This is a genomic window from Microbacterium sp. GW823-FHT02G05 (assembly GCF_058797175.1).
The window spans coordinates 39,707-58,311 of the sequence record NZ_JBXAJK010000001.1 but is presented as its reverse complement, the minus strand read 5'-3'; the positions used below and the strand labels follow the sequence as shown (position 1 = coordinate 58,311).

The window sequence follows — 18,605 nt, the reverse complement described above, 5'->3', positions numbered from 1 at the left end:
AGGGCAGGGGGCTTCGGCGGACGCCGGGCTATGCTGCGGCGAGAACCGCAGTGGCGGAGGTCGTGCGCCGTCGGACGACGGCGAGCGTCGTCGCGAGGAACGACAGCACCGCCCAGACGAGCATGCCCACGACGGCGGACCCGGTGCCGGTCTCGCCGATCAACGCCACCGATGCGGGCGCGGTCGGCAGGAACCCGGCGATGCCGGCAAGCCAGCCCGGCACCGTGGAGATGATGCCCGTGGCGACGGCGATGACGCCGATGAGCGCGGAGATCCAGCGCCCGACCCCACCGCACACGGCGACGAGTGCCTGGTTCACGGCCGCGAAGGCCACGCCCGCGACCATCGCGACGCCGGCGAACGTCCACCATGCGGTCGCGTCGTAGCCGGCGACGATCTGCACGATCAGCGCGACGAGCAGTCCCTGACCCGCGCCGATTGCCGCGGCCGGCAGCAGGGCGCGCCAGGCGAGCGCGGCCGAGGGGCGGCGCGAGGTGAGGGCGCTGCCGGTGACGGCGCGCATCGCGATGAACGAGGCCAGTCCGCCGAACCACAGCACGACGGTGGCGAGCAACGGAATCGCGGTGGGACCGAACATCGCCGCATCGTCGGAGTCGGCCGCGACCGGGGACGCGATGACGGACGCGAGGTTCGCCGCTTCCCCGTCGGCGTACGACGGAAGTTCGCGGCTCGCCGTGGCGAGACCGTCGGCAAGGTCGCTCGTTCCCGTGGCGAGGGTGTCGAGGCCGGTCGCGAGCGTGGCCGCACCGGTGCTCAGCTCGGACGCTCCGCTGCTGAGTGCCCCCGCCCCGGTGGACAGCTCGCGAGCGCCGGCAGCCGACTGATCGACACCGGCCGCCAGCTGTCCGAGGCCACCCGCGAGGGCGTTCGCGGCGTCGCCGGCCGTGCGCATGGAGCCGGCGATCTGCGCGGGGGCGGCCGCGGCGAGCTGGTTGAGCCCGGCGGCGGTACCCGCTGCCGCGCCCTGCGCGGTCAGTGCGGGGCGGACCATCTCGCCTGCCGTCGCCGCAGCTGTGCCGAGACGTTCGCAGAACGCAGCCGGGATGTTGGGGTCAGCGGCGCACTCGGCCGCGAGTGCGCCGAGTTCTGTCGCGAGTCCCGGGGCAGACGCAGCCACGAGATCCGCATTCTGCTGGCTGACAGCCGCGCCGCCGAGAAGCTCTTGTGGCACGATCCCGTTCGCCACCAGCTGGTCCGCGCCGCCGATGAGTCCGGCACCGAGCTGCGCGGCGCCGTTCTGCGCGTCGCGTGTCCCGCTGGCGATCGTGTCGAGGCCGGAGGCGAGGGCTCCCGCGCCCGAACCGAGCTGGCCCGCGCCGTCGGCGAGCTTCGAGGCCCCCTCGGGGATGGCGGCGGCACCCGTCGCCGCGTCCCGTGCGCCGCTTGCGAGCTGACCTGCGCCGTCTGCGGCGGTGCCGATCTGGTCACCGATCGCGGTGAAGCCGACGAGCACGTTCTCGAGCGTCGTCTCGGCGAGAGTGGTGCCCATCGTGGCGGCCGCAACGGAGGCGATCTGGTTCGTGATGAGCCCGTCTGCCACGCGCCCATCGGGGGCCGTGGCGACCTTGATGGTCGCCTGCTCGGGGGTGACGTGGGCGCCGCCGACGGCCTGGCCGCCGGAGGTCGCCGCGGTGGAGAACTCCTCGGGGATCGTCACGACCGCCTGGTACGTGCCGGCGGTCAGCCCCTTGGCGGCATCCTTCTCGTTGGAGATGACCCACGTGAGGTTCGAGTCCGCGTCACCGCCATCGACGAGCCCGGAGGCAAGCTGGCGTCCGAGCGGAACCATCTGCCCGTCGAGCGTGACCGGCTCGTCGAGGTTCACGATCGCCGCGGTCATGTGCTCCAGGCGCTCGGTGGGGTTCTGCAGCGCGGCCACGAGCACACCACCGAGCGCGGCAGGCAGCAGCAGCACGCCCAGGAGCGTGAGCCAGGTCACAGGGCGGCGCGAGCGCGCGCGTTCGATCAGAGTGGTCATGCGTTCACCTCTGCGGTGTCGGAAGCGGATGGAGCGGGCGCGGTGACGGACCGGCGGCCCGTGCTGGCGAGGTCGACGAGAGCGGCCTGTGACCAGCCCGCATCGACGAGGAGACTGCCGGCGCTGTCGGCGTCGGCTGCCGTGGCGAGGACGGCGAGCGGGCGTCGTGCGGCCGCATCCCGCAGCATTGCGGATGCCTGGTCGCGCTCGGTGGCACTGAGTCGGTCGATGCCGTCGATCACGACGAGGCTGCTGCGCCCGCGGAGGGCGTCGCGCAGGGCCTCGAGGGGAGCATCGGAGGTTGCCACGAGCACGCATCCGACGTGCGCACGAACCCAGGTGGCGCGGCCGGGGAGCAGGTGTCCTGCCACGCGCAGGCGTCCGCAGGCAGCGGGAATCCGGCCGGCGATCGTAAGCGCGAGCGCCGTGCGCACCGCCGCCGTACGTCCGACGACGACCGCCGCGGAACCCGGGGCCACGCGCAGGTCGAGCTCTTCGATGATCGGAGCATCCGCCTGCACCGACAGTGCCTCGGCGGCGATGACCGAGTCGTCTCCCGGCCACGCCGCGAGGGCGCGCTCGCGTTCGACAGCCTCACCCTCGATGTCGACGTGTGGCAGCACTCGCTCCAACCAGGCGGGGATGCGCCAGGCGCGATCGCCGAGAATCGCCATGAGTGCGGGGATCAGCGTCATCCGGACGAGGAAGGCATCGATGGCGATGCCCGCGGCCAGGCCGAGCGCGATCGGCTTGAGCGACGAGTCGCCTTCGGGCACGAACGCGACGAACACCGCGAACATGATGATCGCTGCTGCGGTGACGACCTTTGCCGAGCCGGAGAAGCCGGTGCGCACGGCGCGGATCGCTGCGGCGCGACGAATCGCCCTGTGCTCCGGGCTGTTGCTCGTCGCGCCGCGCAGCTCGGGGTCGTGCACATAGTCCTCGCGCATCCGCGACACCAGGAACACCTGATAGTCCATGGCGAGACCGAAGAGCACGCCCATGAGGACGATCGGCATGAAGCTGATGATCGGACCGGTGCGGGCCACGTGCAGGAAGTCGGCGAACCATCCCCACTCGAACACCGCTGAGACCACTCCGAAGGCGGCGATGATCGACAGCAGATATCCGGCGGCTGCGGTGATCGGCACCCAGATCGAGCGGAACACGATCGTCAGCAGCACGAGCGACAGGCCGATGACGAAGATCCCGAAGGGCAGGAGGGCGGCACCGAGCTGATCCGAGATGTCGATGGCGACGGCGGTGAAGCCGGTGACGGTGAGGTCGACGCCGAACTCTTCGAGCCACTCGTCGTGGTGTGCCCGCAGTTCCCGCACGAGGTCGGACGTCGCGGGGTCATCGGGGGCCGTCGTCGGGATGACCTGCACGATCCCGGTGTCCGCCGTCTCGTTGGGCGTCGACAGCGCGACCTCGGCGACGCCGGGGATCTGCTCGACGGCATCGGCGAGATCCTCCATGAGGCCGAGGGGATCGGTGGAGGTGACGATCGTTCCGGTGAGGATCAGCGGTCCGTTGAACCCGGGACCGAAGTGCTCGGCGGTGAGGTCGTAGGTCTGCCGTGCCTCGGAGCCCTTCGGCAGCACGCCGGCGTTCGGCAACGCGAGGTTGAGGTCGAGGGCAGGGATGGCGACGACGCCGAGTCCGACCACGACGGCGAGAGCCGAGACGATCGGGTGCCGTGTGACCCGCGTCACCCAGCGGGTGGATGTCTTCGGGCGGGGTTCCGCGCTCTTCTTGGTCTTCTTCGGGCGTTCCTTCTTGGGGCGGCCGGCGACGCGACCCTTCATGAACCCGAGCAGTGCGGGGGTCAGGGTGACGGCGATGATGACGGCGACGGCGACGGCGACGGATGCCGCGATTCCCATGGTCGTCAGGAACGGGATGCCGGCGAAGCCCAGGCCGATGAGCGCGATGAGCACGGTGACTCCGGCGAACACGACGGCTGATCCTGCGGTGCCCGTCGCGCGGGCCGTCGACTCTTCGGGATCGACTCCGGCGCGCACCTGATCCTGATGGCGCGAGACGATGAACAGGGCGTAGTCGATCCCCACCGCGAGGCCCAGCATGAGGGCGAGAAGCGGCGTCGTCGAGGAGATCGTGCTGACGGCGGTGGCGGCGAAGATGCCGGCCATCGAGATGCCGACGCCGAGGATCGCCGTGAGCAGGGGGAGACCCGCGACGACGAAGGAGCGGAACGTCACGACCAGCACGATCAACGCGATGAGCAGGCCGACGGCCTCGGTGAGCGTGACGCCGGGGATCGACATCGCGAAGAGGTCGCCGCCGAGTACGGCGGAGCTGCCCTCGGGCAGCTCGTCTGCGAGTTCGCGGGCGATCGCGGTGAGGGCGTCGGTCGTCTCCTCCGTGACATCCGTGGACTGGCCATCGAACTGCAGACGCAGGATCGCGGCGGTGTCCTCGTCGCTCACCATTCCTGTGACCATCTCGTTGAACGGGGAGGTCGCCGCGAGGACGCCGTCGAGGTCCTCGAGGTCCGCGACCGCGGCCTCGATGGGGTCGCGGTAGTCCGCATTCGTCACGCGATCGCCGTCGGCGGCTACGACGAGGATCTGCGCGCTGGTGCCGCTGACCTGCGGGAAGGTGCGCTCGAGCTGCTCGAGCCCGGCCTGCGACTCGGTTCCGGGGATGCTGAAGGAGTTGTCGAAGCTCTTGCCGAACGCGAGCGCACCGCCGCCGGCGATGCCGAGCAGCAGCAACCAGGCCACGAGGACGCGCCACGGGTGCCGGTAGGACCAGCGGCCGAGGGAAGACAGAAGAGTGGACACGCGATTCCTCCGGGAAGCCGAACGAGGGTGATTGTGCGGATACACAGGTGTATTCAATACACACCTGTATCGTAAGGGGGTCCGCCTCTCGCATTCTGTGTACGGGGTGTGAATGATGGAGGAGAGCCTGGGAGGCACTGATGACCGCATCGACGACTCGGAGTCGTGAGAACACGCGCGCCCGTCTGCTCGACGCGGCCGCCCAGGTCTTCGCGGAGGTCGGCCTCGAGGGCGCTAGCGTCGAGAACATCTGCGAGCGTGCGGGTTTCACGCGTGGCGCGTTCTACTCCAACTTCGAATCGAAGGATGCGCTGTTCCTCGAGCTCACCTCGGTCGTGGCCGCGGCCCGACTCGAGACCATCCGCGCGCGCATCGAGGCCTTCGTCGCTCGCGGCCTGATCGGCAGCGACCTCGACGCCCTCGAACTCGTGCATCAGATCATGGAGACCGGCATGGATGACCGGCTCGACGTCATGCTGATGAGCGAGATTCGCAACCATGCGCTGCGCAGCCCGCTCTTCGCTGAGGCCTACCTCGTGCAGGAGCAGAGGATGAGCGCGAGCATCGAGGGCATCATTCGCAGCATCGTCGACTCCGGCACCTTCTCGCTGCGGGTGGACGTCTCCACGGCGGCGCATCTGCTCACCTCGATCTGGGAGGGAACGATGGTGCGCTGCGCCATCAGCGGCTTCGACGGCGAGAAGCTGCATCGCGCGGGTGGCGCGGCTCTCGCCGACATGGTCGGGCTGCTGCTCGCCCCGGGTCAGTCGGCGGATGCGTCGAGTACGCCGTAGCAGCGCTCCAGTCGCCGCATCCACCAGTCCCGACGCTCGTCGGGCGCCGCGAGTCGGCTGAGTGCGGCCGCGTCCGGAATCACCCGTTCGGCGGGCACCGTTCCGCCCCGAGGGCGGAAGTCGGCGACGTCATCGGCGAACAGCGACGCCGTGCCGAGACCGCAGTCGAATTCCAACTCCGGAAGCGCGGCTGCCAGGGCGGCGCCCTGCGAAAGCCCGACGGCCGTGTCGAGCGCGCTGGAGACGACGACGGGGAGTCCTGCCGCCGCGATGATGTCGAGCGCGCGGCGCAGTCCGCCGAGCGGCTGTGCTTTGACGACGAGCAGATCCGCGGCGCCCGCGCGTGCCACCGCAAGAGGGTCGGCGGCTTTGCGGACGCTCTCGTCGGCGGCGATCGGAACGCCCATGTACTTCACGCGCGTGCGCACCTCGGCGAGCTCTTCCACGCGTGCGCAGGGCTGCTCGGCGTATTCCAGGTCGAAGGCCGCGAGCTCGCGGATCGCGTGTTCCGCCTCGTCGACGTTCCAGCCGCCGTTCGCGTCGATGCGGATGCGCCCCTCTGGTCCCATGATGTCGCGCACAGCGCGTACTCGCGCAATGTCGTCGGCGAGCGTCTGTCCGCGCTCGGCGACCTTGACCTTCGCGGTGCGGGTGCCGTCGAATCGCGCAATGACGGCGGCGACCTGCTCTGCGGCGACGGCGGGAACGGTCGCATTCACGAGCACTCGTTCCCGCAGGGCGCCGGGCTGCGGCGCGTAGGCGAAGTCGATCGCGGCGGCCAGCCAGACGGATGCCTCGGCGTCGTCGTACTCCACGAAGGGGGAGAACTCCGCCCAGCCTTCGGGGCCTTCGAAGAGCAGTGCCTCTCGGGTGTCGACGCCGCGGAACCGGGTGTGCATCGGCAGGGACACGACACGGGCGGTGGCGGCGATGTCAGCGAAGGTCGGACGCATGTGCCCATTCTGCTCCGCGCGCCACGGTTCCGCGGTACGGGATCGGCGCGGCGATGTGCGAGGGCCAGCGCGAGCACATTTTGAGGTGACCCGTTGACATTAGTGTGTGCCACACAGTAATGTCTCGATCATGAATGAGGTACTTGACACGCATCTCCAGGAGCTGCGCCGCGGCACGGTCGTCCTCGCGTGTCTGCAGCTGCTGCGCACGCCCGGCTACGGCTACGGTCTGCTCGAAGAACTCGCGCGCCGCGGCTTCGCGACCGACGCGAACACGCTGTACCCGCTCCTGCGTCGACTCGAGAAGCAGGAGTACCTCACGAGCGAGTGGAACACCGACGAGGCCCGGCCCCGAAAGTTCTACCGCACCTCTGCGGCGGGCGCCGCGCTCGCGGATGTGCTGACCGCAGAGTGGGCCGCCCTCACCGCCTCCATCGCCGATCTCGGCACCGACCTCCCGGAAGAGGAGCACTGATCATGGCTGCAACCCTCACCGCGCGCTACATCGACGCGGTCACCCGCTCTCTCGGCCCGAATGCGCAGGAAGACGTGCGCATCGAGCTCGAAGCATCCATCGCCGACGCTGTCGAGGCGCGCCTCGAACAGGGCGAGGGCCCGGATGCGGCCGAGCGTGGCGTCCTCACCGAACTCGGCGACCCTGCGGCGCTCGCCGCCGGATATGCGGAGCGCCCTCTGCACCTGATCGGCCCGCGGTACTACCTCGTGTGGTGGCGTCTGCTGAAGCTCCTGTTGATCATCGTTCCGGTGAGCGTTCTGGGTGCCGTGGCTCTCGGGCAGACCCTCGCGAATGCGCCGATCGGAGAGATCATCGGCACGTCGATCGGCGCTGCCGTCACCGTGGCGATGCACGTCGCGTTCTGGGTGACTTTCGTGTTCTTCCTCTTGGAGCGCACGGGCGCCGACACGGGAGTGCGCTGGAACGTCGACATGCTGCCCGAGCCGCAGGAGAACGGTACGGGGCGCTCCGAGATGATCGCCTCGCTCGTGTTCCTCATGATCGGCGCGGGCGCGGTGATCTGGGATCACTTCCGCGGGTTCGCGGTCGTCGATGGCGTGGCGGTACCGGTGCTCGACCCCGCGTTGTGGCCGGGGTGGATCACGGCGCTCTTCCTGCTCATGGGTGCCGAGGGTGCGCTCGCGATCGCCGTCTACGGCAATCGTCGATGGACGCGTGCGTTCGCGGTGGCGAACACCGCACTCGCCGTTCTGTTCGTCAGCTGGGGCCTCACACTGCTGGTACGGGGCGACCTGATCAATCCGGTCTTCATCGAGCTGGCCTTCACAGGGCGGGTCGACGGTGAGGTGCTGCGCATCCTGGCGGTGCTCACGGGGTTCATGATCGTCGGAATCTCGACCTGGGACGCGATCGACGGTTGGCGTAAGGCGCGCCGCGCCGCTACTTCAGTGTGATGCCGGTGATGGTCACCGGGGTCTTGGGAGGTCCATCGGGGCTGCCGGTCTCGGTTCCCGCCTCGGCGACCTCCGCCACGATCTGCGTGCTGGTCTCATCGAGCTGACCGAACACGGTGTAGTCCGGCGGGAGATCCGTAGGCGCGTAGACGACGAAGAACTGCGATCCGTTGGTGTCGCGGCCGGAGTTGGCCATCGCGAGTGTCCCGGCGCCGTAGGTCTCGCTGCCGGTGAGCTCATCCGGGAACGAGTAGCCGGGACCGCCGGTGCCGGACGCCGTGGGGTCCCCGCACTGCAGAACGTAGATTCCGCGGACAGTGAGGCGGTGGCAGCTCGTGTCGTCGAAGTAGCCCTGCTCCGCGAGCGACAGGAAGCTGTTGACGGTGCAGGGCGTCGCATCTGCATCGAGTGTGACGGTGAGATCGCCGACGCTCGTCGAGATGGTCGCCGCGACCGGGCCGGAGTGCGTCGGATCCGCGTTCGGGGCGTCGACCGGCTTCGCTGCGGGGCGTCCCTTGGCCTCGGGATAGCTGCACGCTCCTGCCGGCGTAGGGGCCTCGCTGCTCTGGCTGAGCGGCTCCGGGGCGGCGGGGCTCGCGGCGCACCCTGCCAGGGTGAGCGCCGACACGGCGGCCAGGGCGAGCAGGGAACGACGAAGGCGGAGAGAAGAAGTCAGACGCACGCCCCGATCGTACGCGAGTGCGCCGGACGGCTGCGGCCGTCGGCGCACGCCGGAATAGGGTAGGAGGCGTGACCAGCGACTTCGTCTCCGATCTGTTCGACCCCGCCGAGTGGGAGCTCGCTCCCGGTGCTGAGGCCTACACCGACATCACGGCCCACGTCTCGCGTGATGGTGGCATCGCCCGCATCGCGTTCGACCGGCCCGAGGTGCGCAACGCCTTCCGGCCGCACACGGTCGACGAGCTCTACCGGGCGCTGGACATCGCGCGGCAGGACCCGAAGATCGGGGTCGTGCTGATCACGGGCAACGGGCCGAGCGCGAAGGACGGCGGCTGGGCGTTCTGCTCCGGAGGCGACCAGCGCATCCGCGGACGCGATGGGTACAAGTACTCGGATGACGAGACGGCCGTGCACGACACGGCGCGCGCCGGGCGCCTGCACATCCTCGAGGTGCAGCGCCTCATCCGCTTCATGCCGAAGGTCGTCATCGCCGTCGTTCCGGGGTGGGCCGCCGGCGGCGGACACTCGCTGCACGTCGTCTGCGACCTGACGATCGCGAGCCGCGAGCACGGGCGCTTCAAGCAGACGGATGCCGACGTGGGCAGCTTCGACGCCGGCTACGGCTCGGCGTACTTCGCGAAGCAGATCGGCCAGAAGTTCGCCCGCGAGGTGTTCTTCCTCGCCGAGGAGTACTCGGCCCAGCGCGCCTATGAGATGGGCGCGGTCAATCGCGTCGTCGCCCACGAAGACCTCGAACGCGAGGCGATCGCGATGGCCAGGGCGATCCTCACCAAGTCGCCGACGGCGATCCGGATGCTGAAGTTCGCGTTCAACGCGGTGGATGACGGCATCGTCGGTCAGCAGGTGTTCGCCGGTGAGGCCACGCGTCTCGCCTACGGTACGGACGAGGCCGTGGAGGGTCGTGATTCGTTCCTCGAGAAGCGGGCACCCGACTGGTCGGCGTTCCCGTACCACTACTGACGCGCATGAGTGGGGCGGAGCGGGGGCGCGCAGCGCTGGCATCGGGCGCCGTGATCGAGACGTCAGGCTCAACGGGAGTTCCCAAGCGGGTCGTGTTGAGTGCGGCAGCTCTTCGTGCGAGTGCCGAGGCGACCGCGGCGCGCATCGGTGTCGGCCAGTGGGTGCTGGCCCTGCCGACCGACTACGTGGCGGGGTTGCAGGTGCTCGTGCGCTCGGCGCTTGCTGGCACCGAGCCGGTCACGATGGCGGGGCCATTCACCGCGCAGGCATTCGTGGCGGCCACGGCGGCAAGTTCTGAGCGCAACCAGCGGCTGCTCACCTCGCTGGTCCCTGCCCAGGTCGCCACGCTCCTCGACGATCCCGACGGGGCGCGGGCGCTCGCCGCGTTCGACGCGGTGCTCGTGGGCGGACAAGCACTGCCCGATGCCGTGCGGGCCCGTGCTGCCGAGCTCGGCGCCCGACTTGTGCGCACGTACGGATCGAGCGAGACGAGCGGAGGCTGCATCTACGACGGCGTCCCCCTCGACGGCGTGCGTGTGCGCGTGGTCGACGGCGAACTGCAGCTCGCGGGGCCGATGCTCGCCGACGGATACCTCGACGACGACGTGCTGACCGCACGGACATTCGTCGAGGACCACGACGGGACGCGCTGGTATCGCACCGGCGACCTCGGGGAGATCGAGAGCGGTGTCGTCAGGGTGACGGGTCGCGCCGACAACGTCATCATCTCGGGTGGCGTGAACGTATCGCTCGACCGCGTCGAACGCGTGGTGCGCGGCATTCCCGGACTCCAACAGGCAGTGGTCGTTCCGATCGCGCACGCGCGCTGGGGGGAAGCATCCGCCATCGTCGCTCCCGTGACCGCACCGGTCGTCGACGAACTGCTCGCCGTCGCGCGCATCGCGGTCGCGGAGCAGATCGGAGCCCCCGCCCGCCCCTCGGTGCTGATCCCCGTCGCCGAGATCCCCGTCCTCGCATCCGGCAAACCCGACAGGGCGGCTCTCACGGCCCTCGCGAGAGCCGCGACGACCTGAACATCGTCCGGGCTGCGCACCCCGCGGGATACATCTGCAGACGGATGCCGCCCAGCGTCCGCTCCCGTAGCGTGGAGTCGTGACCCGCACGCCGATCTCGATCCTGTTCGTCTTTGAGATCCTGGGTGCTGCCATCGGCTTCGTGCTCACGGTGCCGCTCTCGCTGGCCATGGTGTCCGCTCAGACGGAGGCGGTGCTGCCGACCTGGGCGTCGCTCACCGTTCAGCTCCTCGTCGGTGCCGCGCTCTGGTTCGCGGCGGCGATCGCACGCCTTCGTCCGGGCATCGCGCTGAGCATCTCGTGGGCGGCGGCATTCGTGCAGCTGAGCACGGCCCAGGTGCCGAGCATCGCGAACATCGCCATCTTCGCCGTGCTGTTCGCGACCGCGGCCTGGGGAAGCAGACGCCTGGTGTGGATCGGCGGCGCATCCGCGGTGCTGGGCGGCATCATCGCCGGAGGCTACTTCGGGGTGCTGTCGAGCGGCTCGATGATCCAGGACGCCTTCACCACGGTGCGGGTGTTCACGGTCGGCGGCATCTTCATGATCACCGGGGTCTTCGGACTGCTGCTGTGCTGGGGTGCGGGTCTGCTCTGGCGCCTGGTGCTGCAGTCACGTCGCAACCGCGAGGCTCAGGTCCGCGCGGAAGCCGTGGCGATCGCAGAGCAGGAGCGCGTGCGGATCGCACGAGACATGCATGACGTCGTCGCGCATTCTCTGGCTGTCGTGATCGCTCAGGCTGATGGCGCCCGGTATGCGGCAGCGGCCGATCCGGAGGCTGCGACGACCGCACTCGCCACGATCGCGCAGACGTCACGCGCCGCACTGTCGGATGTGCGGATGCTGCTGACCCAGTTGCGCCACCAGCAGGGGGAGGGTCCGCAGCCCACGCTCGCCGACCTCGAGCAGCTCCTCGCACAGGTGCGCAACGCGGGCATGGAACCCCGGGTGACGATCGATCCGGTGCCACCGGGGGAGCCGCCGGCGAGTATCCAGCTCGCCGTCTTCCGCATCCTGCAGGAGGCGCTCACGAACGCGATGCGACATGGGAGCGGCGACGTCGACGTGACGATCTCATGGATGCCCCACCACGTCGACCTCCACGTCCGAAACTCGACAGCGGCAGAATCTGCCACGCCCGCGGTCGGGGGACACGGCCTCATCGGCATGCGCGAGCGTGCCCAGCTCGTCGGCGGTAGCCTTTCCACGGAGCAGGTGCACGGAGAATTCCACGTGCGCGCGCGGCTCCCGATCGGAGGAGCCGCATGATCCGTGTCGTACTCGTCGACGACCAGTCCCTGTTTCGCGCCGGGGTGCGCATGCTCGTCGCCTCACAGCCCGACCTCGAAGTCGTCGGGGAGGCCGGCGACGGGCGTGAAGCCGTCGAGGTCGTGCGCGAGACAGCTCCCGACGTCGTCATGATGGACATCCGGATGCCCGTGATGGACGGCATCGCGGCGACCGCGGAGATCCTCGCGCAGCCCGACCCTCCGAAGGTCGTCATGCTCACCACCTTCGACCTCGATGAGGCCGCGGCGCGCGCCATCCGTCAGGGCGCGAGCGGTTTCCTCCTGAAGGATGCCGAACCGGAATCGCTGCTCTCGGCGATCCGCACCGTTCATCAGGGATCGGCGGTGTTCGCGGCGGCGGCGACCCGTGACCTCTTCGCGCATTTCGCGGATGCCCAGCCCACGGCGGTGCCCGAGGAGTTCGAACTTCTCACCGACCGCGAGAAGGAGATCTTCGCCCTCGCGGCCCGGGGCCTGTCGAACTCCGAGATCGCCGCGCGGGAGTATCTTTCCGAGGCCACGGTGAAGACGCACATCAGCCGCATCCTCGCCAAGCTCGCGCTGCGCGACCGGGTGCAGCTCGTCGTCTTCGCGTTCGAGCACGGCCTCGTCTGACCTCTCGCGGGTCCTTCCGGAACCGCAAGCAGGCGAGGGCGTACGCGGGATCATCCCCGGGATGTAGCCGGATGAATCGGCGGACGGATGCGCCGTTCCAGGCTCTCTTCGTAGCGTCGAAGACATGGAGATCACGACCACAGACCTCGGCCTCGCCGCCCGCGTCCAGCACCTGTCCAAGACCTACGGCACCGGCGAGAACGCGGTGCGCGCCCTCGATGACGTCAGCGTCGGGATCCGCCGCGGACAGTTCACCGCCATCATGGGCCCCTCCGGTTCCGGCAAGTCGACCCTGATGCACATCATGGCCGGGCTCGATCAGCCCACCGGCGGTCGCGCATGGATCGGCGATACGGAGATCACGGGCCTCGGCGACCTCGACCTGACGATTCTTCGCCGCCGCCGCGTCGGCTTCATCTTCCAGGCCTTCAACCTCGTGCCGACGCTCGACGTGCTCGGCAACATCCTGCTGCCGTTCGATCTCGACGGACGCCGCCCTTCGGCGATGGAGCGTGCCCGCATCGACGGGCTGGTCGAGTCGCTCGGTCTCGGTCCGCGTCTGCGGCACCGGCCGCACGAGCTCTCCGGCGGTCAGCAGCAGCGCGTCGCGATCGCACGTGCCCTCGCGGGTGCCCCCGACCTGATCTTCGCCGACGAGCCGACCGGAAACCTCGACTCGCGGACAGGACGCGAAGTCCTCGCGCTGCTCGCTGCGGCCTGCCGCGAGCACGGGCAGTCCATCGCGATGGTGACGCACGACCCGATTGCCGCCAGCCACGCCGACCGCGTGCTCTTTCTCGGCGACGGACGCCTCGTTGCGGACCACCCTCGCCAGAGTGCCGAGCAGATCTCGGCCTACATGCTCGCTGCGGAGGTGGCGGCATGAGCGCCACCCTGATGGAGACGCCGCTTCCGGCGTCCCGGCTTGCGTGGTTGCGCGAGCGTGGCATGGGCGCGAGTGTGCTGGTGGCGACGCTGTCTGCGGCATTCGGTGTGACCCTCGTCGAGACCACGGTGTTCATCGGCGCCGTACTGCAGGCGGATCCGCTGATCGGCGACAGCGGCACACTGGCCGTGGTCGTCGCGATCCTGTCGGTGCTGCTCACGGCGGTCGCGATGTACGTCGCCGCGATCGTGACGGCGAACACGTTCTCGACGATCGTCGCAGGCCGCACACGACAGATCGCTCTCCTGCGACTGATCGGCGCGACGGCGCGCTCGCAGCGCCTGCAGGTCGGACAGCAGGGGCTCATCGTGGGTGTGATCGGTGCCGCGGCGGGTCTGCTCGCCGGACTGGGGCTGTCGGCCGCGGGCGTGGCGATCAGTGGTCCGTTCATCGCGAACCCGCCCGTCGGGTTCACGCTCGCGCAGCCTCTCATCGTCGTCCCGGTGGTGGGTGTCGCCCTGACGACCTGGCTTGCGTCCTGGGTGGGCTCCCGGCGTGTGCTGACGGTCACTCCGCTTCAGGCGCTGGGCGGCTCGGTCGAGCTCAGCCGGGAGGAGGTCTCGGCGGGCCGCGGCCGCCATGTCGTCGCGGGAGTGCTGCTGGGCCTGGGCACGCTGCTGCTCGCCGCCGGCGTCGTGCTCGGCCTGATGTCGCCGCTCGGCGTCGTCGTCGCATTCGTCGGCGGTCTCTTCTCGTTCACAGGGCTGACGCTGGGGTCGTCGCTCGTGATGCCGCCGGTGCTTCGCGCGGTCGGCCGCCTGTTCGGTTCGAGCGCAACGGCTCGACTCGCAGCGGAGAATGCGATGCGCTTCTCGGAGCGCTCGAGCCGGATGGCGATCGGCGTCGTCATGGGAGTCACGCTGGTGACGATGTTCGCCGTCGCCCTCGAATCGGCGAAGCACATGATGATGCGACAGCTCTACGGGGAGGTTCCCTCGGAGGTCTTCGCACCCTTCGACGCCTTCGGCGCGATCATGATGGTCCTGGTGGCGGTGTGCGCGGTGATCGCCGCTGTGGGACTCGTCAACCTGCTCACGATCGGCGTCGTGATGCGCCGACGGGAGCTGGGACTGCTGCGTGCGATCGGTCTCACCGGTGGCCAGGTGCGCGCCATGGTGCTCTTCGAAGCCGCTCACATCACGATCGCCGCGACGCTGACGGGGCTGGTGCTGGGCGTCATCTACGGATGGGTCGGCGCGCAGTCGCTTCTGGGGTCGGTGCCGACTTTCCCCGACATGGAGCCCGCCGGCTTCGTGGCGCCCTACGTACCGTGGCTGCCGGTCGTGATCATCGTCCTCGCGACCGCGGCGCTGACGCTGGTGGCCGCCGCCACTCCGACGCGCCTTGCGACGCGCGTCACGCCGGTCGAGGCGCTCGCCGCGGAGTAGCGCGCGTCAGCCGTCGGTCCAGGAGGGGGCGATCCGGCGGATACGGCGCTGCCGCCACTGCCACACGACCCACAGCATCGGCCAGAGAACAGGGGCGAGGGGGCCGGCGATCACCAGGCGATCACGCCACAGGGTGCGTCGTCGGTCTCCGGACACCGGGGACACCGCCATCTGATGGTCCCAGACGTCCAGGGTGGAAAGCGGCCCGGTGAGGGGGATCCCACTGTCGCGCACGATGCGCACGGCTCCTGTGCGATCATCGCGGATGCTGTCGCTCAGGGCGATCAGCTGCCGGCCGAGCGGGATCATACCGAACAGCCGCATCTGCACGGCGTAGCTCGGGTGCGCGGTTTCCGGGCTGTCGTCGGGAGAGAGGTGCTCGAGTGTGATGAGGGGGCCGTAGATCTCGCCCAGCACCGCGGGCGAGTGCAGTGCGTGCCATGCGGCATCCGCATCGACGTCGATCACGAACTTCAGCATGATCCTCATACGTCCATCCAACACCTCCTAGGAGCGGGAGGGAACCGGGGCGCGATCAGCGCGGCAGCTGCGCTGCGCGCCGGACCTCTGTCGTGATCTCGCGCCTCACCCAGACGAACTGGTACGCGGGGTCGAAGGTACGTGAACATTTGACGCAGGACGTCGGCCGGCTCGGCCGACGATGGCGGTACGTCGTGTGTCCGGCCGGACAGCTGCCCACCCACGGGGCGAGCTCGGTCGCCGTCTCGCCGTGGTGTGTCGTCCCCCCGACATACCCGAGGTCGCGGGCGATCCGCTTCCACGTCTTGTCGTGCGCCGCGTGGAAACCCGCGAGGGCGTGCGCCACCTCATGCAGCAGCACCTGGTGGATCTCGTCGTCGTCGAACCGGGCGGCCAGATACCGGGACACCGTGATGCGGCGATCGCGAAAGTTGCACTGGCCTGCGCGGCGCTTGGCGTTGTCGAACGCGAACGACCAGGAGTCGTCGAGGTGTACCCGGATCAGCGCCTCACCCCAGATGCGCACACGGTCTAACTCGGCCATGAGGTCAGGGTAGGCCATGCGGCGGACAACGCCCAGTGGGGGATCGTCAGCTGAGGACGAGCGCCGGTCCGCGTCGTCGGTCTGCGGCCTCGATCGCTCGCAGTGCGCTCTCCAAGGCGGCGTCATCCGCTCCCGCCTCGCGACGGAGGAAGAGCGTGCGCTTGAAACTCTCACGTGCCTGGGCGAAATCACCCACCTCGTATGCATTACGCCCGCGGTGCTGGTGAGCGAACGCGGCGATCGACGGCCACCCCTGCCCTTCCGCCTCGGCGGCGCAGGTGTGCATCTCCAGGTCGGCGGCGGCGTATGCGCCGCGGTACTGCAGCACGGTGGCGCGCAGGACACGCGAGCGCAGCAGGTCTTGACGCGTTCCCGCCATCCGCGCGAACCGCACCGTCTCGTCGCCCAGCGAGAGGGCTTCGTCGAGGCGCCCGAGCACCTTCAGCAGCCAGACGCGCTCGAGCAGTGCGGGCAGCGAACGCTGCCCTTCGATCTCGGCGAGCCGTGCGTCGCACTCGGCGGTATCGACGACCTCGCGGAGGGTGTCTTCGTCGAATCCTCGAATGAAACCCACGTGTCTCTCCTGTCCGCTGGCGATCATCATCCAGTCTGCCTGCGACTTCCGGCATCGGGTCGAGGCACGCCCAGCGACGCCCACCGCCACAACGGTATACCGGTGCGCCTCGGCGGGGCATACGTAGTTTCCACAGAGTCGCTCTGACCGGAGACATCCGCAGAGCGCCTCTGCGACCATGGCGGTGCGTCCGACCGGCCTGTCCGGTCCTGGGACGCGATCTCTCGTTCCGACAAAGGAGTTCGTTCGTGACACCAGCTCAGTCCACCCGTCGTTCGCCTCTGGGCAAGGCGATCCCCCTGGCGCTCGGCGCTGCCCTTGCGCTCTCGTTGGGTATCGCGCCCACGGCACAGGCCGTCGAAGCGGATGCCACGGACTCGACCAGCACGCCCACGACGACGATCAACGGCTATCGCAACGTCGGCTATTACGGGCAGTGGATGGCGGATGACCCGGCCAAGAGCCTGAAGGCGCTGTTCGTCGACGGGGCGCACGGCCGCTCCATCACCCACCTGAACTACTCGTTCGGCAACATCGCCGGCGACCAGGCCACGCTCGACGCGGCGCGCGACGCCGGCGTCAAGGGGCTCGACGGCGTCGAGCCGTACACCTGCTTCATCTCCGACGGCGTCGCCTCTGCACCCGGTGACACGGGAGCGGCCGGCGAGGCCGACATCGACTTCGTGCGCGCGTTCAGCGCCGAGGAGTCGATCCTGGGTGTCGCCGACACGAAGAAGCAGAAGCTCGCGGGCGCGTTCAACCAGCTCGTGCAGCTCAAGCGCGCCTACCCCGACCTCAAGGTCCTCATGTCGCTCGGCGGCTGGTCCTGGTCGAAGTCCTTCTCGACGGCTGTCGCGACACCTGAGGCGCGCACCAAGCTCGTGAGCTCGTGCATCGACCTCTACATCGACGGCAACCTGCCCGAGATCGACGGACGAGGCGGCGACGGGGCTGCCGCTGGCATCTTCGACGGCTTCGACCTCGACTGGGAGTGGCCCGGCGCACCCGACTGGGCGCAGGAGGTCGGCAACGTCATCGATCCCGTGAACGACAAGGCGAACTTCCTCGCCTTCGCGCAGGAGCTGCGTGCGCAGCTCGACGCGCGCGAAGCAGAGAACGGCACCGAGTACGAGATCACAACCTTCGCCCCGGCGAGCCCCACGGTCATCCGGGCCGGCGGTTGGAACGACCCGGCGCTGTGGGAGAACCTCGACTTCGGCAACATCCAGGGCTACGACCTGTGGGGTCCGTGGGGCAACCAGACCGGTCACCAGGGCAATATCTACGGAGACCCGGCGTTCAACGGCGGGCTGGGGCTCGACACGGTCATCGCCACGTACAAGAACGCGGGCATCCCGGCGACGAAGCTCAACCTCGGTCTCGCCGCCTACGGTCAGGGCTGGAAGGACGCCGTGCGTGAGCCGGGGCAGCCGTCCGGTGGTGGCGTTGCCGGCAGCACCCGGACCTGGGACGAGCTGAAGGCCGCCGGCATCGAGATCGAGTACGCCTACACGGCCGACGGCAAGTTCAACGCCTCGTACGGTTACAACCCGGCGACCTCTGAGTTCTTCTCGATGGACGACCCGGTGGCCGTGCAGCACAAGACCGAATGGGCGATCGCCAACGGTCTGGGCGGCGTGGACTTCTGGCAGCTTCCGGGCGATGTCGCCGGCGACCTCTCTGCCGCGAGCCTGGGAGTTCTCTCGGCGGCGGCACCCGGCCCGCTCGCCGGATCCGAGAAGACGGTCTGCGAGGAAGCCCCGCTGTGGAACGGCTCGACGATGTACGCCCGCGGCAATCGCGTCGTTCTCGACGGCGCTGTGCACGAGGCGCTGTGGAACACCCGCGGCGAGTACCCGAACACGACCACGACCGGTGGCTGGCAGACGATCGCCGAGTGTGGCGCTGACCTGACCGCCGTGCAGCCCTGGTACGCGGATCACGTGTATCTCAAGGGAGCAGTGGTGACGCACGACGGCGAGGAGTACGTGGCTCGCTGGTGGACCCGCAACGAGAAGCCCGGCACTGCAGGCTCGGCGTGGGTCGTGAAGTGACGCGCTGCCCGTAGCGCACACTCACCCAGAAGGGGGA

At 69.3% G+C, this 18,605-nt stretch carries 17 protein-coding genes; 10 read left to right on the top strand and 7 right to left on the bottom strand.

What is annotated here, in order from left to right:
- Nucleotides 1–28 precede the first annotated feature (28 nt).
- Nucleotides 29–1,999, bottom strand: a complete 1,971-nt coding sequence (locus AC1REM_RS00235; RefSeq protein WP_492512765.1) for a YhgE/Pip domain-containing protein — start codon at nt 1,997–1,999, stop codon at nt 29–31.
- Nucleotides 1,996–4,806, bottom strand: a complete 2,811-nt coding sequence (locus AC1REM_RS00230) for an MMPL family transporter (RefSeq protein WP_492512764.1) — start codon at nt 4,804–4,806, stop codon at nt 1,996–1,998. Before AC1REM_RS00230 ends, AC1REM_RS00235 begins: the two co-directional genes overlap by 4 nt.
- A gap of 140 nt (nt 4,807–4,946) precedes the next feature.
- Here AC1REM_RS00230 and AC1REM_RS00225 point away from each other — a divergent pair, with 140 nt between their 5' ends.
- Nucleotides 4,947–5,600, top strand: a complete 654-nt coding sequence (locus AC1REM_RS00225) for a TetR/AcrR family transcriptional regulator (RefSeq protein ID WP_492512763.1) — start codon at nt 4,947–4,949, stop codon at nt 5,598–5,600.
- On the opposite strand, the gene AC1REM_RS00220 is transcribed toward AC1REM_RS00225, so the two are convergent.
- Nucleotides 5,570–6,553, bottom strand: coding sequence for an o-succinylbenzoate synthase (locus AC1REM_RS00220; RefSeq protein ID WP_492512762.1), 984 nt, complete (start codon nt 6,551–6,553; stop codon nt 5,570–5,572). The genes AC1REM_RS00225 and AC1REM_RS00220 overlap by 31 nt on opposite strands.
- A 130-nt stretch (nt 6,554–6,683) precedes the next feature.
- Here AC1REM_RS00220 and AC1REM_RS00215 point away from each other — a divergent pair, with 130 nt between their 5' ends.
- Together AC1REM_RS00215 and AC1REM_RS00210 are read left to right on the top strand one after the other, a co-directional pair.
- Nucleotides 6,684–7,028 carry a PadR family transcriptional regulator gene (locus AC1REM_RS00215; RefSeq protein ID WP_492512761.1) on the top strand — a complete coding sequence of 115 codons (345 nt, stop codon included), beginning with the start codon at nt 6,684–6,686 and terminating at the stop codon, nt 7,026–7,028.
- Between the two features lie 2 nt (nt 7,029–7,030).
- Nucleotides 7,031–7,984, top strand: coding sequence for a permease prefix domain 1-containing protein (locus AC1REM_RS00210; RefSeq protein ID WP_492512760.1), 954 nt, complete (start codon nt 7,031–7,033; stop codon nt 7,982–7,984).
- Here the strand turns inward: AC1REM_RS00210 and AC1REM_RS00205 are convergent.
- Complete coding sequence (locus tag AC1REM_RS00205) at nt 7,971–8,666, bottom strand: peptidylprolyl isomerase (RefSeq protein ID WP_492512759.1); 696 nt, start codon at nt 8,664–8,666, stop codon at nt 7,971–7,973. The two genes, AC1REM_RS00210 and AC1REM_RS00205, sit on opposite strands and share 14 nt — an antisense overlap.
- Before the next feature lie 68 nt (nt 8,667–8,734).
- Here AC1REM_RS00205 and AC1REM_RS00200 point away from each other — a divergent pair, with 68 nt between their 5' ends.
- The 6 genes from AC1REM_RS00200 (at nt 8,735) to AC1REM_RS00175 (ending at nt 14,916) form a co-directional block, all read left to right on the top strand.
- Nucleotides 8,735–9,646, top strand: coding sequence for a 1,4-dihydroxy-2-naphthoyl-CoA synthase (locus tag AC1REM_RS00200; RefSeq protein ID WP_492512758.1), 912 nt, complete (start codon nt 8,735–8,737; stop codon nt 9,644–9,646).
- Between the two features lie 5 nt (nt 9,647–9,651).
- Complete coding sequence (locus tag AC1REM_RS00195) at nt 9,652–10,680, top strand: AMP-binding protein (protein WP_492512757.1); 1,029 nt, start codon at nt 9,652–9,654, stop codon at nt 10,678–10,680.
- A 79-nt stretch (nt 10,681–10,759) separates the two neighbouring features.
- Nucleotides 10,760–11,947 carry a sensor histidine kinase gene (locus AC1REM_RS00190; protein ID WP_492512756.1) on the top strand — a complete coding sequence of 396 codons (1,188 nt, stop codon included), beginning with the start codon at nt 10,760–10,762 and terminating at the stop codon, nt 11,945–11,947.
- Entirely contained in the window at nt 11,944–12,582 is a 639-nt protein-coding gene (locus AC1REM_RS00185) for a response regulator (RefSeq protein ID WP_492512755.1), read from the top strand. The genes AC1REM_RS00190 and AC1REM_RS00185 overlap by 4 nt, the downstream gene beginning before the upstream one ends.
- Nucleotides 12,583–12,706: 124 nt before the next feature.
- Nucleotides 12,707–13,468: an ABC transporter ATP-binding protein gene (locus AC1REM_RS00180; RefSeq protein WP_492512754.1), complete on the top strand. Its 762-nt coding sequence runs from the start codon at nt 12,707–12,709 to the stop codon at nt 13,466–13,468.
- Nucleotides 13,465–14,916, top strand: coding sequence for an ABC transporter permease (locus AC1REM_RS00175; RefSeq protein ID WP_492512753.1), 1,452 nt, complete (start codon nt 13,465–13,467; stop codon nt 14,914–14,916). The genes AC1REM_RS00180 and AC1REM_RS00175 overlap by 4 nt, the downstream gene beginning before the upstream one ends.
- A gap of 6 nt (nt 14,917–14,922) precedes the next feature.
- Here the strand turns inward: AC1REM_RS00175 and AC1REM_RS00170 are convergent, their stop codons facing one another.
- Genes AC1REM_RS00170 through AC1REM_RS00160 form a run of 3 tightly spaced genes read right to left on the bottom strand, consistent with a single transcriptional unit; the run spans nt 14,923 to nt 16,514 of the window.
- Complete coding sequence (locus tag AC1REM_RS00170; RefSeq protein WP_492512752.1) at nt 14,923–15,405, bottom strand: hypothetical protein; 483 nt, start codon at nt 15,403–15,405, stop codon at nt 14,923–14,925.
- A 46-nt stretch (nt 15,406–15,451) separates the two neighbouring features.
- Nucleotides 15,452–15,940 (bottom strand): SprT-like domain-containing protein, encoded by a 489-nt coding sequence (locus tag AC1REM_RS00165; RefSeq protein ID WP_492512751.1) that lies wholly within the window; start codon nt 15,938–15,940, stop codon nt 15,452–15,454.
- Between the two features lie 46 nt (nt 15,941–15,986).
- Nucleotides 15,987–16,514, bottom strand: a complete 528-nt coding sequence (locus tag AC1REM_RS00160; RefSeq protein ID WP_492512750.1) for a hypothetical protein — start codon at nt 16,512–16,514, stop codon at nt 15,987–15,989.
- Nucleotides 16,515–16,762: 248 nt separating this feature from the next.
- Here AC1REM_RS00160 and AC1REM_RS00155 point away from each other — a divergent pair, with 248 nt between their 5' ends.
- Nucleotides 16,763–18,568: a glycosyl hydrolase family 18 protein gene (locus tag AC1REM_RS00155; protein WP_492512749.1), complete on the top strand. Its 1,806-nt coding sequence runs from the start codon at nt 16,763–16,765 to the stop codon at nt 18,566–18,568.
- Nucleotides 18,569–18,605 lie beyond the last annotated feature (37 nt).

Coding starts and splice junctions, on each gene's coding strand:
- AC1REM_RS00225 (WP_492512763.1), top strand. CDS start 4,947: ATGACCGCATCGACGACTCGGAGTCGTGAGAACACGCGCGCCCGTCTG.
- AC1REM_RS00165 (WP_492512751.1), bottom strand. CDS start 15,940: ATGGCCGAGTTAGACCGTGTGCGCATCTGGGGTGAGGCGCTGATCCGG.
- AC1REM_RS00175 (WP_492512753.1), top strand. CDS start 13,465: ATGAGCGCCACCCTGATGGAGACGCCGCTTCCGGCGTCCCGGCTTGCG.
- AC1REM_RS00220 (WP_492512762.1), bottom strand. CDS start 6,553: ATGCGTCCGACCTTCGCTGACATCGCCGCCACCGCCCGTGTCGTGTCC.
- AC1REM_RS00185 (WP_492512755.1), top strand. CDS start 11,944: ATGATCCGTGTCGTACTCGTCGACGACCAGTCCCTGTTTCGCGCCGGG.
- AC1REM_RS00215 (WP_492512761.1), top strand. CDS start 6,684: ATGAATGAGGTACTTGACACGCATCTCCAGGAGCTGCGCCGCGGCACG.
- AC1REM_RS00170 (WP_492512752.1), bottom strand. CDS start 15,405: ATGAGGATCATGCTGAAGTTCGTGATCGACGTCGATGCGGATGCCGCA.
- AC1REM_RS00180 (WP_492512754.1), top strand. CDS start 12,707: ATGGAGATCACGACCACAGACCTCGGCCTCGCCGCCCGCGTCCAGCAC.
- AC1REM_RS00235 (WP_492512765.1), bottom strand. CDS start 1,999: ATGACCACTCTGATCGAACGCGCGCGCTCGCGCCGCCCTGTGACCTGG.
- AC1REM_RS00195 (WP_492512757.1), top strand. CDS start 9,652: ATGAGTGGGGCGGAGCGGGGGCGCGCAGCGCTGGCATCGGGCGCCGTG.
- AC1REM_RS00210 (WP_492512760.1), top strand. CDS start 7,031: ATGGCTGCAACCCTCACCGCGCGCTACATCGACGCGGTCACCCGCTCT.